The 14,870-nt window shown below is 36.2% G+C and carries 12 protein-coding genes and 1 tRNA gene; 7 read left to right on the top strand and 6 right to left on the bottom strand.

Annotation, left to right across the window (positions count from 1 at the left end):
- Positions 1 to 12: 12 nt before the first annotated feature.
- From AAEU33_RS12240 to AAEU33_RS12230, 3 genes are all read left to right on the top strand, one after another.
- Positions 13 to 768, top strand: a complete 756-nt coding sequence (locus tag AAEU33_RS12240; protein ID WP_172278998.1) for a hypothetical protein — start codon at positions 13 to 15, stop codon at positions 766 to 768.
- A gap of 3 nt (positions 769 to 771) precedes the next feature.
- On the top strand, positions 772 to 1,851 hold the full coding sequence (locus AAEU33_RS12235) for a DNA replication/repair protein RecF (RefSeq protein WP_172279000.1): 1,080 nt from the start codon (positions 772 to 774) through the stop codon (positions 1,849 to 1,851).
- Positions 1,852 to 2,060: 209 nt separating this feature from the next.
- Complete coding sequence (locus AAEU33_RS12230) at positions 2,061 to 2,354, top strand: hypothetical protein (protein ID WP_172279002.1); 294 nt, start codon at positions 2,061 to 2,063, stop codon at positions 2,352 to 2,354.
- Here AAEU33_RS12230 and AAEU33_RS12225 read toward each other — a convergent pair.
- From AAEU33_RS12225 to AAEU33_RS12215, 3 genes are read right to left on the bottom strand one after another with little or no spacing between them, the layout of a single operon-like run.
- The gene (locus tag AAEU33_RS12225) at positions 2,332 to 4,362 is read right to left on the bottom strand and encodes a recombinase (RefSeq protein ID WP_345987789.1); all 2,031 of its coding nucleotides are present in this window, start codon (positions 4,360 to 4,362) and stop codon (positions 2,332 to 2,334) included. The genes AAEU33_RS12230 and AAEU33_RS12225 overlap by 23 nt on opposite strands.
- Before the next feature lie 13 nt (positions 4,363 to 4,375).
- Positions 4,376 to 5,020, bottom strand: coding sequence for a monofunctional biosynthetic peptidoglycan transglycosylase (gene mtgA, locus AAEU33_RS12220; RefSeq protein WP_172279005.1), 645 nt, complete (start codon positions 5,018 to 5,020; stop codon positions 4,376 to 4,378).
- 42 nt (positions 5,021 to 5,062) lie between these two features.
- Positions 5,063 to 6,109 (bottom strand): ABC transporter substrate-binding protein, encoded by a 1,047-nt coding sequence (locus AAEU33_RS12215; RefSeq protein WP_345987787.1) that lies wholly within the window; start codon positions 6,107 to 6,109, stop codon positions 5,063 to 5,065.
- A gap of 59 nt (positions 6,110 to 6,168) precedes the next feature.
- Between AAEU33_RS12215 and AAEU33_RS12210 the strand changes: the two genes are divergently transcribed.
- Positions 6,169 to 6,245, top strand: a tRNA-Arg gene (locus AAEU33_RS12210).
- 227 nt (positions 6,246 to 6,472) lie between these two features.
- Positions 6,473 to 6,616 (top strand): AraC family transcriptional regulator, encoded by a 144-nt coding sequence (locus AAEU33_RS12205; protein ID WP_345992770.1) that lies wholly within the window; start codon positions 6,473 to 6,475, stop codon positions 6,614 to 6,616.
- A 9-nt stretch (positions 6,617 to 6,625) separates the two neighbouring features.
- Here AAEU33_RS12205 and AAEU33_RS12200 read toward each other — a convergent pair whose 3' ends face one another.
- Together AAEU33_RS12200 and AAEU33_RS12195 are read right to left on the bottom strand one after the other, a co-directional pair.
- Positions 6,626 to 7,423: an AraC family transcriptional regulator gene (locus AAEU33_RS12200; protein WP_345987786.1), complete on the bottom strand. Its 798-nt coding sequence runs from the start codon at positions 7,421 to 7,423 to the stop codon at positions 6,626 to 6,628.
- 65 nt (positions 7,424 to 7,488) lie between these two features.
- Complete coding sequence (locus AAEU33_RS12195; RefSeq protein WP_345987784.1) at positions 7,489 to 8,904, bottom strand: aldehyde dehydrogenase family protein; 1,416 nt, start codon at positions 8,902 to 8,904, stop codon at positions 7,489 to 7,491.
- Positions 8,905 to 9,385: 481 nt separating this feature from the next.
- Here AAEU33_RS12195 and AAEU33_RS12190 point away from each other — a divergent pair, with 481 nt between their 5' ends.
- Positions 9,386 to 10,357 (top strand): aldo/keto reductase, encoded by a 972-nt coding sequence (locus tag AAEU33_RS12190; protein ID WP_345987783.1) that lies wholly within the window; start codon positions 9,386 to 9,388, stop codon positions 10,355 to 10,357.
- Positions 10,357 to 11,166 carry an AraC family transcriptional regulator gene (locus AAEU33_RS12185; protein ID WP_345987781.1) on the top strand — a complete coding sequence of 270 codons (810 nt, stop codon included), beginning with the start codon at positions 10,357 to 10,359 and terminating at the stop codon, positions 11,164 to 11,166. Before AAEU33_RS12190 ends, AAEU33_RS12185 begins: the two co-directional genes overlap by 1 nt.
- A 493-nt stretch (positions 11,167 to 11,659) precedes the next feature.
- Here the strand turns inward: AAEU33_RS12185 and AAEU33_RS12180 are convergent, their stop codons facing one another.
- Positions 11,660 to 14,623 carry a response regulator gene (locus AAEU33_RS12180; protein WP_345987779.1) on the bottom strand — a complete coding sequence of 988 codons (2,964 nt, stop codon included), beginning with the start codon at positions 14,621 to 14,623 and terminating at the stop codon, positions 11,660 to 11,662.
- Positions 14,624 to 14,870: the final 247 nt, after the last annotated feature.

Raw genomic sequence — 14,870 nt, 5'->3', positions numbered from 1 at the left:
TATTTTTGATAAATGAATTTCTTAAAAATACTGAAAAAATATGTCATAGACAGTCAAATTTATGTCTCCGTAATGGGAACTCTTTTTGCAGTATTTTTCATGAAAGAGCAAAACACATTCCGTTTCCCTTCCGTTTTCTTAATTTTTATCACGTATTTCAGTGGTTATCTTTACACTAAGTATCAATACACTAAGCATTTCTTTAAAATATTAATTTTAAATGCTATAGCCGGCGTAATTTGTGCATTTCTCATCATCCATAATCACAATGAAATAAGATTAATCAAATGGTTTATCATAGTCGTCCTCGGATTGTTATATAATAGCTTTTTTCTGGACGTTTATATAAGAAAAATCCCTTTACTGAAGGTCTTTTATGTGGGACTGGTATGGGCACTGGTAAATTGCTGGCTTACATTACCGGAATTCAGCCTTTCCATATTTCTGATCAGCTTCTTTTTTATTACGGCGCTTGTCCTTCCTTTTGATATCAGGGATATGAAAAGTGACAGGGTGCAAACCTTTCCCAAACTGATCGGTACCCAGAATACAAAATACATAGCTTATCTTTTGGTTTTTATAAGTAGCCTGCTGGCTTCTTTTTATCTGGATCCGCCCTACGCAGTTTCTTTTTTTCTGGCCAGTGTGATCACCTATATCCTGATCTACTATTCTGAAAACAAAAGAGATGAGGCTTATTTTTCTTTTGGGGTAGAAACCTGTTCTGCACTTCCCTTTTTATTTTTGGGAATAATGAAGTATTTTTGACAAATGATTATTAAGAAACTTTCTCTGTACAATTTCAAGAACCATGCTGAGAAAAAATTTGAATTCTCCCCTCAAATCAACTGTTTTGTAGGTAACAATGGTGTGGGAAAAACCAACATCCTGGATGCCCTCCACTATTTATCCGTGGGAAAAAGTTTCTTAGGGAATACCGATCTTAATAACATAAAAAAGGAGGAAGACTTTTTCACCATTGATGCCGAAGTTCAGAATGATGATAGTGAGGATACTTTAAAAATATCGCAGCCCAAAGAGGCTAAAAAGATCATTAAAAAAAATGATAAAAGCTATGACCGGATGTCTGACCATATCGGTTACCTGCCAAGTGTAATGATCTCTCCTTATGATTCCAATCTGATTTCGGATTCCGGGGAAAGCCGCCGGAAGTTTTTAGATTCTATGATCTGCCAGACTGATTCGGGATATCTTTTTGACCTCATCCAGTATCAGAAAATCATCCAGCAAAGAAATGCCTTATTAAAGTATTTTGCCAAGAACAGAGTATTCGATAAAGATTCCCTCGAGATTTATGATGCTCCTATCCATAATCACGGAACTAAAATTTTTGAGAAAAGAAAAGAATTCGTTTCCCAACTCAATCCTATTGTTCAAAACTTTTATCAGATTATTTCCGGAGGTAAGGAAATGGTATCCGTAATCTACGAATCTCATCTATTGGAATCTTCATTCGAAAATTTACTTAAGGAAAGCCTGGAAAGAGACAGAATGCTGACGTATACTTCCAGAGGAATTCATAAGGATGACCTGCTTTTCGAAATGGATGCCGCACTGATTAAAAAGATAGGATCCCAGGGCCAGCAAAAATCCTTTCTTATTTCGCTCAAACTTGCCCAAATGAGTCTCGTAAAAGAGCTTACCGGTAAAACGCCCATTCTTTTACTGGATGATATTTTTGATAAGCTGGATGACCATCGCGTGGCACAACTTATTGAGTTGGTCAATAAAGAAAATTTCGGGCAGATTTTTATTACAGATACCCATAGGGAAAGAACGGAAAGTGTAGTTAAGAAAATAAATGAGGAAAGTATAATTTTTGAAATCTGATGTGGGAAACAAAGTAGGAAGTTCAGAGTACGAGTTAGAATAAAATTGCTTTTGATCTCTTCTTAAAAACACATAAAAACTCACTTTTCTTTATCAAACATGAAGGTATTAGAGAGAACAGAAACCAAAACGTACCATACATTACCTGCAAAAAATAAAAATTTAATCCACAATTTCTAATACATAATCCGAACCTCGGATCTAAAACAATGAAACGAAAAAAAAGAGAATTTCAATCATCCGACCTTGTTAAATCCTTTGCCAGAATACACGGTTTTGAGGATAAATTGATCGCATTTGAAATCAAGGATTTTCTGGAAGATTATCTTGATGAAAGTCTTTTTCAGGAAATCAGAAGTGTAGGGATCCATGACCAATGTATTGTGATCAAAATAGATTCCCCTCTTTTAAAAAATGATTTTAAGATGCGGAGAAGTTTTTACCTGAAGAAATTCCAGGATAAATTTGGTCAAGAGAAGTTTAATGATCTTCAGATTTTGTAGATATGGTATTGTTCATCAGATCATCCGCATGTTTATCCAGCCTTGAACTTAAAGGGAAAAAGAACTTAAACGGATGACTTAAAAAATACCTGAATATTTCTTTATAAATCTCACTTACCTGCCCGAAATTCAGTTTTCTGGAACGGAACGCTAAAAACATAGACAGCCCGAAGCTTACCAGGAAGTTAAAGAATCCTATTAAGAATACCGTAAAGAAGGAAATCCAGAATGTGTAGGCATCCACAGAGAAATCTTTTCCATATAATCCAAGTGCCAGATTTCCTGCAGCAAAGGTAATGTGCCGGATATCCAGATCCAAACCAAAAAATAACCCAACCGGAGCAGTAGCACCGAGGAAAACCCCGAACCAAAAATTAGATATAATTCCCGGCCAGTTCTTAGCATAGTATTTAGAAAGGTTTTTCGCAAATTTAACCCCGAATAATTTTCTGATGGATATATTTTTTGCTATCCTTTCAGGGATCTGGTAAAATACGGAGTTGTTTCCTATATTTCCCGAAATAATTCCTGAGATGAAAAGATAGAAACCTGCAATACTTGCATGCAAAATAGCTTTTGACTGAAAAGGATCCAGGTCTTTAAGCAGCTTGTCGGATCTGTCGACAGCCAGGTTTTGGGAGAAAAAAACATCCAGCCCATAAATAATAGCCAGAGCTATCGGAAATGATAACGCTACATTTCCCACAAAAGCAATAAACTGACTTCTGAATAGTTTAGAGACAAGATGTGCAAATTCCGTGTTATTTCTTTTGCTGTTGCCTTCTTCAGCAAGTACTTTAGTCATAGTTGCAGCAGTCATCGCCGGCTGCTTGGTTGCTAAAGTAAATCCCATCAGGTAGATCATAACGAATCCCATGGCATAATTCATAGAATATAAAAATGCGTGGGAAAAATCACTTCCCGGAATATATCCGTACAACATTTTCAACACACAGAGTGCTCCTACGATAATTCCACCACCACTGGCTTTATAGAACATTTTCATATATTCTTTCCTGGTGGAGGTAATATAATGTGATCCGGCTTCTGCCGTATGATTTGTAATAAGATGGGAAATCAGTCTTGTACTGTCATTAATAAGCTCTGCGATATTATTCTTATGGGATTTATACCGGAGAATATTAAACATCAGCTGTTTGGATTTGATAATCACATCTTCATCACCATTGATGACCAGAAGCTTGATGATTTCATTAATTCTTTCAATTTGCTGACGGATTTTCAGAAGTGACTGATTGATCTTCCCTGAAATTCCATATTTTGAAGAGTTTTTAAAAGCTATATTAACAAACTCATGACATTGCTGGATGTAGATCTTAATCTGCTTGTAGCTGCTGTCTTTTGAGTGAAGCTGCAATCCGGGGTCGGCTTCCAGTTCCGCAGCAAGGCTTTCCAGCTCGTTTTGTAAAGCTAAAAAAGGATTGTCAAAATTCCTGTATTCGGGAGCCATTCTCACCACTTCCACCTCCATAGCCATTCCTGTAACACGCCAGGAAAGGATATTCATCGAGAAAATAAGCTCTCTTTTAACATTATTTTTTATAATAAAATCAGAAATCCCTAAAATTGTAAGGAACTCATTGATTTCATTTTCCGGAAGATTGTGAAGATATTCAAGATCTTTCTTTGGTCTCAGGCTGATATTATCAATAAGATACCACACCGTTTTCTCCTTTTCTACAGGAGGAAGAACTTTATTAAGAATTCTTTTTTTCAGTTCCGGTAAAAAGGCATTTTCAGAAAGGATATTCGCTTCTGTAAGCGAAAGGTTAAAAGGCCTCCCCTCAAAAATATTGTAGATATAATGTTTAAAATTGGCTGTAAAATCCGGATTACTTTTAAAGAAATTGAGGACATCTGTAAAATCAGCTCTCTTAATGCTTTCCAAAAACTCGGCAAACGGTTCTAAGGAAAGAGTTTCGTTCTTAAAAGAAAAATATTTTTTAAGGACGGTTTCAAAATTTGTGCTGGAATTGAAAAATTTCATTAGTACAAAGATACTATTTCAAACTTACATTTCTCATTTGTCTTAAAATCCAGTTGTGTTTCCTTGTCAGGTAGGCTGAAGGATTTTTAGGGTCATACTCTTTAGGGTTTGGCAAAACAGCCGCTATCCAGGCCGCTTCCGAACTTGTTAGGTCTTTAGACGATTTCCCGAAATAATATTCGGATGCAGCTTCTACTCCAAATACCCCACGTCCCATTTCAATGGAATTAAGATATCTTTCCAGAATAATGTCCTTACCCCATACTTTCTCAATGATAAAGGTGTAGACAGCCTCTAATCCTTTCCTGATCCAGCTTCTTCCCTGCCAGAGGAAAATATTTTTAGCCGTCTGCTGGGAAATGGTGCTTCCGCCTCTTACTTTTTTTCCTTTTTCATTATGTTTCATCGCTTTCTCAATAGCCACATAATCGAAGCCGTTGTGCGTAAAAAATTTCTGATCCTCAGAAGCAATGACCGCCTTCTTCACATTATTACCCATTTCATCATAGGAAATGTAATCCCTTTGTAATTTTCCATACTGGAACAGGCCTCCGATCTGAGTAATTGTAATGGGTGGATTAAAGAATCTGCCCCATATAATGAACACCACATTCAAAATCAGAATGATAAACAACAGTTGTTTTATTTTTTTCCACATACCTTTAAAAAAAGCACTACAAAAATAAACAAATCCTTCGAGTTATTGCAATTCTTTCATATAGACCAGCTGATATCCCGGCAAAAGTTCGGGGTGGAAAATCTTAATATAGTCTTTCAGTACCCAATCCGATCTTACCACACCACTTTCAAAAAAGTCATTGGCTTTTTTGATTTCCCTTCCCGAAATACTGTATATTTTCCCTTTCGAAAATACTCCCAGCTTACTGTAAAAAGGATTTATATTCAGCATTTCTTTTTTTGAAGTATGGTTTCCTGCATTGATCCAATACTGAACTTTATCAGACTTTGAGAAAACTTCCTCAAAACTCATGGTCACAGCTTTTTCCTCATTATTATTTTTCAGGATATATTCTGCATTGGCATCTGAAATAAAGTTCGCTACAGACGTTTTTCCTCCGGGTAAATACCAAACATCTCCATACATCTCATTGGCAAGAACTACCGGTTTATCCTTAGCGGTTAAGGCAAGTTTTTTTAATTCGTTATAGTTCTTTTCAATTTCAGCGTATTTGGCTTCTGCTTCTCTTTCTTTTCCAAAAAGTTTTCCGAACACTTTCAGATATGCTGTTTTTTCAAGTGCTTTTTGCTCAAGATACTCATCAAAAAAAACAACCTGAATTCCGTTATTTTTTAATAACTGATAGGTATTTTCGAAGCTTGCAATATAGTTGGTGAAAACGGCATCCGGTTGTAAGGAAATAATCTTCTCCACATCGTATTTCTGATCACTTCCTACATTCTGGATCTTCCCTTCTTTAAGCAATCCCTGAATTTTTTCCGAATAAATATATTCGGGACTTGAAATCCCTACGACCAGATTTTCCGCATCCAAAGCTGAAACATATCCCATCAAACTGGCGTTGAGAAGGACCACTTTTTTAAATGGAACCTGATTATTTTTGAAATCATAGGTATAATTCCCCGACTTGATGTGTAAAATATTAGCTTCATCCTTGTATTGAAGCTTTTTTGAGATAACCGTCCAATCATCGGACGAAATTTTTTGCTCTCTTTTACAGGAAATTAGAGTACAAAACGCAAATAGTAGTAAAATTCTTAGTTTCATATTTCAAAGAAAAGAAAAAAGTGCTATATTTGCAAACCTTTAAACGATAAGGATACAATGGCCTCGTGGCGCAACTGAATAGCGCATCTGATTACGGCTCAGAAGGTTACAGGTTTGAATCCTGTCGAGGTCACCAAAGCCAAAAGGCGCCAGCTGAAGACAGTTGGCGCCTTTTTTTTGCTTTTAATTCCAGAATCCAGATTAATCTTTTTTAACTTGCCTAAAAATTCAATTACTAAAGTTTCACCACCGCTCTCCCCTTCATTTTCCCGCTGTATTTTATATCAACATATTCGGACAGCTCTTCAAGACTTATTACTTTTGCTAAATCTTTAAGCTGTTGAGAGTAGACAAGGAAAAAATATCCTTTTAGGAACCACAAAACCGATAAGCGAAATTGCTTACGAACCCGGTTTTGAACATCCTTCCCACTTCATCAAAATTTTTAAAACCAAAGCCGGAATTTCTCCACTGCACTTCAAAAAGCAGTTTTCTGAGCAGAATTAAATTAAGTCTTTAAAATATTGCTGCGATATTTTTCGGGCTAAATCCAAACTGTTTTTTAAAGGCATATGAAAAATGAGAAAGATCTTCAAAGCCCAAATCTACATAAATTTCTGAAGGTGACTGCTGTTTTTCCTTCATTAAAAAATAAGCTTCATCCAGTCGTTTCTGTAAGATCCATTTGTGTGGAGAAGAGTGAAAAATCTTCTCAAAATCGCGTTTGAAAGTTGCTAAACTTCTTCCTGTGAGATAAGCAAAACGTTCGAGATTGACGTTATATTTATAATTTTGAATCATAAAAGATTCCAAATCAATTTTAAAAGGCTCTGAAAAATCGAAAAGAATATTTTTGAGCTCAGGCTGAATCTCGATTAAAATAAATAATAACTCTTTAATTTTAAGGTCAATAAAATCTTTGGTCAGCAGTTTCGGGTTTTCAAGAATGGTTTGCAACGAGGTGATGTAATTTTGAAGCACAGCATTCACTTCTATTGAAACCAAAGGCTTTAAAGCTTCAGAATGGTTGGATAAAAAATGATATTCTTTCGCCATAGTCTGTAAAACCTCCTGATTCAGATAAATATTCATGCTTTCAAAACTTCCTTTTTCGGGCGGACATTTGGTAAATTTCACCAACTGATTTTTCCGGATTAAATTAAAATCACCTTCCTTCGCAATGTATTTTTCCTTACCGTCAGACAGCACAAATTGTCCCGAAATTTGAAAAGCAAGGACGTGCTGAGGAACAAAATTTTCGCCTTTTCGGCTTACCTCGTGATAGCAGGAATAGACAATATCAGATTTTTCCATTTTAATTGATGCTAAAAGACAAAGCGTCATTTTTTGAAACAACGCTTTATCAAATGTACAAAATATTATTGCAGAACTGCTTTCGGTTCAAGATAAGCTTCCAAACCATACACACCGTATTCTCTGCCAATTCCAGACTGTTTGAAACCGCCAAACGGGACCATTGGGTCGTGGCGGAAACCGTTGATACATACTCTTCCCGCATCAATTTGTGAAGCCACTTTCTGAGCTCTTTCCACATCAGATGAACTGATGTAAGCCGCTAAACCATAAGGCGTATCGTTCGCGATTTCTATCGCTTCTTCTTCCGTTTTGTAAGGGATAATGGATAAAACAGGACCAAAAATCTCTTCCTGAGCAATTCTCATTGTATTGTTTACATTGGTAAAAATGGTCGGTTTTACAAAGTTCCCGGCTTCCAGTCCTTCAGGCTTGCCTTCTCCTCCGGCTAATAAAGTTGCCCCTTCTTCCAACCCTATTTTTATGTAATTCTGAACTCTTTCAAATTGTTTTACACTCACCATCGGTCCCACATTTGTATTTTCACTTTGTGGCAATCCTACAATTACTTTTTCTGCCGTTGCTCGTGCAATTTCATTCACTTTATCAATCTGATTTTCAGGAACAAGAAGTCTTGTTGGTGCGATACAGGCCTGTCCGCTGTTCATATACGCTCCGAAAATCGCTGTAGGAATAACTTCTTCAAGATTGGCATCATCCAAAATAATATTGGGTGATTTTCCTCCCAACTCCAGAGTTACTCTTTTCATTGTATCGACCGCAGTTTTTGCAATAAGTTTCCCTACCGCCGTAGAACCTGTGAACGAAATCTTGGAAACATCAGGATTAATAGTTAATTCCGTTCCGACTACATTTCCCAAACCTGTCACAAAGTTGATAATTCCTTTGGGCAAACCAGCATCGTGAAAGGCTTCCATCAAAACCTGAGTCTGCAGACCGCTCATTTCACTTGGTTTAATGACCACTGTACAACCTGCCGCAATCGCTGTCGCCACTTTACTGCAAACCGAACTATTACTGGCATTCCACGGGGTGATAATTCCTACAACACCGACAGGTTGTAAAAGAACTTTTGAAGAATTAATGGTTTGTTCAAATTCAAAATTTCTGATAGATTCTATCATTGAATCGAACCAACTGTTGGTGTTATTACTGCTTAAAGTAACAAACTGTTTGCTTCCTCCGTATTCTTCGATCATTACGTCGATGAGCTCCTGATTTCTTTTCTCTACCGCATCTTTAAGCTTTTCAAGATAGGAAATTCGCTCATCCACTGTAGATTTTGAGAAGGTTCTGAAAGCTTCTTTTGCTGCTGCAATGGCGTTTCTGGTATCAACTTCGTCTGCCAGAGTTATCTCTCCTATTTTTTGGTTATTAGACGGATTGATTAAATCTAAAGTTTCTGTTCCGTGAGGCGTTACAAACTCACCATTGATGTAAATTTTGTTTACTGTTCTCATTTCTAAAATTTTATAGGACAAAGTTAGATGAGAAATGAAAGGTAAACTTTGTAAAAAAGCTCAATGTGAGTTTGTAAAAAAGTTCAGATTATAATCCTGAACTTACTTAACTGCTTCTTTTTTATACTGAACAGGTGTTACACCAGGAAAGCCTGTTTGCACACTCTGCTGTCCATTAATGGATGAAGAGGAAGTGAAAGATTCAGATATTTGTTGTATGATATTAAATCATTAAAGGCTTTCATAGCTTCAAAATTGTAAAGTTCTTCCTAAAACTTTTAGCAAATGTTTCGATATTTCTTCATTCAAATAAAAAAAAGCGGACGAAAAAATTAAACCAGGTTATGTTATTTTTTCTGCTCAAAGATTTAAGTATAAACGATCAATACTTTTCTTGAACCACACAAGCAAGTAAATTGAACCGTACACAAAAGTAGAATATCCATTAATACCTGAACTTTGTCCTATTAAATAAATCAAAATGTCAGAAATTAAAAAAATACAGTTAGGTCAAAATGGACCTATGGTTTCAAAGCTTGGTTTGGGATGCATGAGAATGTCATCAGTTTGGGGCGGTTCGACACCTGATGAAGCAGAAAGTATTGCTACTATTCGTCAGGCATTGGATAATGGAATAAATTTTCTCAATACCGGAGATTTTTATGGTGCAGGTCATAACGAGATGCTCATTGGAAAAGCAATTAAGGGAAGACGTGAAGATGCATTCATCAGTGTCAAGTTTGGCGCTATTTTCCACAATGGCCAGTGGATTGGAATGGATCTTCGTCCTGTAGCAATCAAAAATTTTGTCAATTACTCTCTTACCCGTCTGGGAATTGAGACCATTGATCTTTATCAGCCAAGCAGGATGGATGGCAGTGTTCCGATAGAAGATATTATTGGAACAATCGCCGGTCTTGTTGAAGAAGGGAAGGTACGTCATATCGGAGTATCGGAGATCACAACGGATCAGCTTCGTAAAGCTAATAATATATATCCAATCAATGCTTTGGAAATCGGATACTCTTTGGCAGACCGCCAGATAGAAGAAGATTTATTACCAGCCGCCCGAGAATTAGGAATCGGTGTCATCGCCTTCGCAAATACTGCGGAAGGGCTTTTGAGCGGGGATCTTCAGTCACCATTATCAGAGAATGATTACCGAAATCATTTCTCCCGTTTTAAGAGTGAAAACCTGATTCATAATCTTGAAAAAGTAGAAGTGCTCAAACAGATGGCTCTACGCAAAGGTTTCACACCGACACAGCTTGCTATTGCATGGGTAAAGGAACAAGGTAAGAATATAATGCCGCTCGTAAGTATGAGCCGCAGATCGAGACTACCTGAAAATATTTCTGCAATGGAAATTATATTCACTCCTGAGGAAATGAACATTTTAAACACTACATTTGCAATAGGCGCCATAAAAGGCGGTACCTATCTTCAAAGATAATGGAAAGTCCAGCAGAGATTTTACCCGGCGTTATATTTTATTCCTATCTTTCTTCGGAGCAGAAACAAAAGGTCTGCTTTTGGAATCATCATACCTTAGTTTTACAGGTTTCAGGTCAACTTGTCTTGGAGACCTCAGAGCAGAATACTTCCATCTCTGCGGGAGAGGTTTTATTAATACGAAAAAATCAATTGGGAACCCTTACCAAAACACCTCTTCCCGGCGGACATTATGAAACTATCGTTATATCTCTGCAGGAAGATCTAATGCGTAAGATTATTTTGGAGGAGAGAATGGAAGCGGCTGGTAAATACATTGGACTTCCTAATTTGATAATCCCTCATAATGAATTTCTAAAAGGATATTTCCAGTCTATTGTTCCCTATGCCAGAAACTCAGGTGCTCAAATGACCGACGAAATGGGACTTTTAAAAGTGAAGGAAGGCATTAAACTTATGATTCTTGCCATGCCTGAACTACAAAACTTTCTATTCGATTTTTCTGAGCCTTACAAAATAGATCTTGAAAAATTTATGCTCAGTAATTATCATTTTAATATTTCGGTTGAAAAATTTTCCCAATTGACAGGAAGAAGCCTTTCAGGATTTAAGAGAGACTTCCAGAAAACATTTGGAATGCCCCCGCGAAAATGGCTGCAGGATAAAAGATTGAATGAGGCAAGACATCTCATCGAAAGTAAAAACCAACGTCCATCTTCCATTTATCTTGACCTGGGATTTGAAAGCCTTTCTCATTTTTCCCATGCTTTTAAAAAGAAATTTGGAAAAGCACCTACATTAGTTTTGTAAAAAATGATAATTAATACATATGAAGCGGCTCTGGGTAGTTTAAAACTCTTCAGAGCCGGCTTTTATATGAGTCTGATACTATTTGATATTTTAATGTACCAAACTATATTTTCCAATCTAACTATCTAGTAATATCATACTATTTCCTATTTCTTAATTAAATCTTCATTTATAATTAAAAGACCGTTGAATCCAATGTAAGGCCTACTATTCTACTAATTTTTTTGATTTGTAGAATGAAAAGCCATAGACAAAAAATTAATAGAAATTATTTGTAAAAATGAATTTTGCAACTCTTGGTTAATTTGACTCAAACGAACCAAATCGTCTATAAAAGTGTTCGAAGATACGCTTGTCTTAGTCACAAGACCAACATTTGAAGATTTCACTCTTCGATGTCGGTTTTTTTATGTCCTAATCCGTTATATATTCCGTATGTTAAATATATTGTCCCCTAATATTTACAAAAAATTGATTCCTTTTTTCATAGATTCTAAACACTAATATACTTTTTGAGTACTTCAAGAAGATCTGCCTGCTTTACAGGTTTGGGAAGAAAATCATTCATTCCGGCCTCAAGGCACTTTTCTTTTTCACCCAACACATTTCCTGCCGTAATGCCTATGATAGGTATATGTTCATATCCCGGCAGCATTCTGATATTGCGTGTTGCCTCAATACCGTCCATTATTGGCATTTGTACATCCATCATGATAATGGAAAAGTGTTTTTTCCTGCATTCCTCCAAAGCCTGCAGTCCATTGACTGCTTCCGTCAGATGTATATTGGGAGCAAAAGATTTCATTATCCTATTATTCAGGACCATATTTACTACATTATCATCAACCAAAAGCACTTCTAATTCCGAGGTAAATACATGCGTAACTTTCTCAGAATAATCCTTAGTAATTTCTACTGAATAGCTTTGGTCTACTTTTTTTAAAGTTTTGTATAAATCATGTGATTTGATGGGTTTCAAAAGTAAATGAGCATTATCAATTTTTCTAACTGAATTAAGTATGCTCAGTTCTTCAGAAGAAGAAGAAAGTACTATAAATGGTGAAGTCTCTTTTCGCTGATTGAACAGCTCTGTTATTTTATTTATTGTTTCCAATCCGGACATAATAGGCATATGATAATCCATCAGGATAACATCAAATCTCTCACCTTTCAACAAGATCTCTAAGGCTTTCATCCCATTAGAAGCCAAGGTAGACTTGATATTTTTATAGGTAAGCATGTGCTCAAGAATAATCCTGTTGGTTTCATTATCATCAACCACTAAGGCCGTTTTAATAGTTATTTCCTCCTCCTCTCTCACTTGAGGAATCTCGTAAGGAATCTCAATGTCAAAGAAAAATACAGACCCTTTTTCCCTTACGCTGTTCAGCGACAAATGACTTCCCATATATCCCAGGATAGTGTTAGAAATGGTAAGCCCCAAACCCGTGCCACCATATCGTTTACTGATGGAACTGTTTTCCTGAGTAAAGGCATTAAAAATGTATTTCTGTTTCTCAACAGGGATGCCAATTCCTGTATCTCGTACCGAGAAGCGCAAAGCGATTGTACGATCATTCATGTGCAACTTCTCTACTTTTAGCTCAATCTCTCCCTTTTCTGTAAACTTCACAGCATTCCCCAGAAGATTGATCAAGATCTGTTTTAACCTTGCTTCATCCATATAAAGTATTTTTGGAAGGCCCGGCTCAATATTGAGAAGTAGTTCGATATCTTTTTTCTGGGATTGATAAATGATCACATTTATTACCTGGCTTAACATATCATAAACATCACATTTTTCAATCAAAAGCTCCATTTTTCCGGATTCTATCTTAGAAAAATCCAATATATCATTGATGATGCTAAGCAGGTTTTCTCCTGACTCATTGATGTAATTCAGATATTGCATCTGTGTTTCATTCAGCGGTGTCGTAAGGAGAAGGTCTGAAAAACCAATAACTCCGTTTAAAGGAGTCCTAATCTCGTGACTCATATTGGCCAGAAATTCGGATTTTGCCTTGCTGGCTATATCTGCTGTTTCTTTGGCATTTTTCAATTCTTCATTTATCTTTACAGCATTTGTAATATTCTGTATAGAAATAATTACACCACCTATTTCATCTTTTGTAAGATACCAAGGTCCAACTTTAAGATCGTAATGCTGGATTTCTTCTTTTCCTTCTACTTTTAGCGTAAAATCACCGTTAATATACGTTTTCCCCAATAGTGCATTCTCATAGATCTCTTTTCCTTTTTCGGGAATATTAGGTGATATCGTGAATAGATTATTGCCGATAAGATCTACATTATTCATACGGAATTCCTCTCTCCATCTGCTGCTTACAGCAATATAGTTAAGGTCTTTATCAAACATGGCCAAAGGAACAGGAACATCAGTGACAAAAGATTGCATTATTGCCTCTTTCCGGGAAACCTCGAGAAACATTTTTTTGAATGCATCAATGTCCTGAATGATTCCGAAAACCCTTTTGCAAATATCATCTTCAAATTCAGGAATACCTTTTACTCTTACCCAGGTCGTAACTCCATCATTACGTAAAAGCTGAAGCTCCTCATCAAAAGGAATTCCTTGTTGTATTGCCCTGTTAAACAAATATTTTATTCTTTCTCCACTTTCTCCTTTGTAAAATCCCAAGGCATTTTCAAAAGTAGGCTGGAGATCATCTTTCAGTTTGTGAATTTCTCTTGTACTTTGAGACCAAAAGATCTTTCCGGTCTTCATATTGACCTCCCAACCTCCAACTTGGGCTACTGAACTTGTTTCCTCAAGCATTTCTTTAGTATCAAAAAGATCTTTTTCTAACTTACCACGACGAATAAGGTCAGATTTTAGTTGTATATAAACAAAAACGGTTACACCAATGGCTGCAATGGCTGAAAAAATGATGAACAAAACCGTCCACTGGGAAGATTTTTTCAGATCTTCATTTTTTATAGCAAGTTGGACTTCCTCGTGTTTTACAAATTTCTGAACGAGCCTGCGACATCTGTCCATAGCCTCCTTGTTTTGTACAAGTTCTTCCGGACTCATTAATATTCCTTGTTGCCGATTCTTAATAAGTAAGGCATATTCCTTCATCATCATTTGTGAAGCGTCTAGCAGTTCATTTAAGACCTTAATCTGATCTTTGTTTTTAAGATTAAGTCTATCTTTATTCGAAACGAGCAACGGATATTCATCCTTGCTTTTATTGAAAGGTTCAAGAAAATTTTCCCGGCCGGTAAGCTGATACCCTCTATTTCCCGTTTCAGCATTTAAAAGAGTATTTAATATATCTTTTGCTAAGCTTATAGATTCTTTACTTTTTATGAGGTTTTCCCTATTCTCCATCTGCTTACGTATGCTGATATAAGATGCTATAGAACTAGCAATCAGAAGTACCAAAGAAATCACTACACCAATTTTAAGATTTCTTATAATTTTTTTCGGCATGGAATAGTATTTTGTAATAAAAATAGGTCATTTTATATTAGTAGCAAATTAATTTAGAAATTTGTCGGAAAATATTGGAAATGAGTACAGATCATAATGAGCCTATATTCCGGAGAGAAACTCTATATTAAAATGCTTATTATCAATTCCGAAAATTCCCAGTTTCGGATGAAAATTGATGCGTCATTCTTTCGATCTGACTGCTGCTTTGTACGAAGAAGCTGATAAGGAGAAAGAAAAGCAGCAT

It is taken from the genome of Chryseobacterium sp. Chry.R1 (assembly GCF_039645525.1).
In the GTDB taxonomy this organism is placed as follows: Bacteria; Bacteroidota; Bacteroidia; order Flavobacteriales; family Weeksellaceae; genus Chryseobacterium; species Chryseobacterium proteolyticum.
Note: the sequence above shows the minus strand (reverse complement) of the source record. Positions and strands in the feature narration are given on the sequence as shown.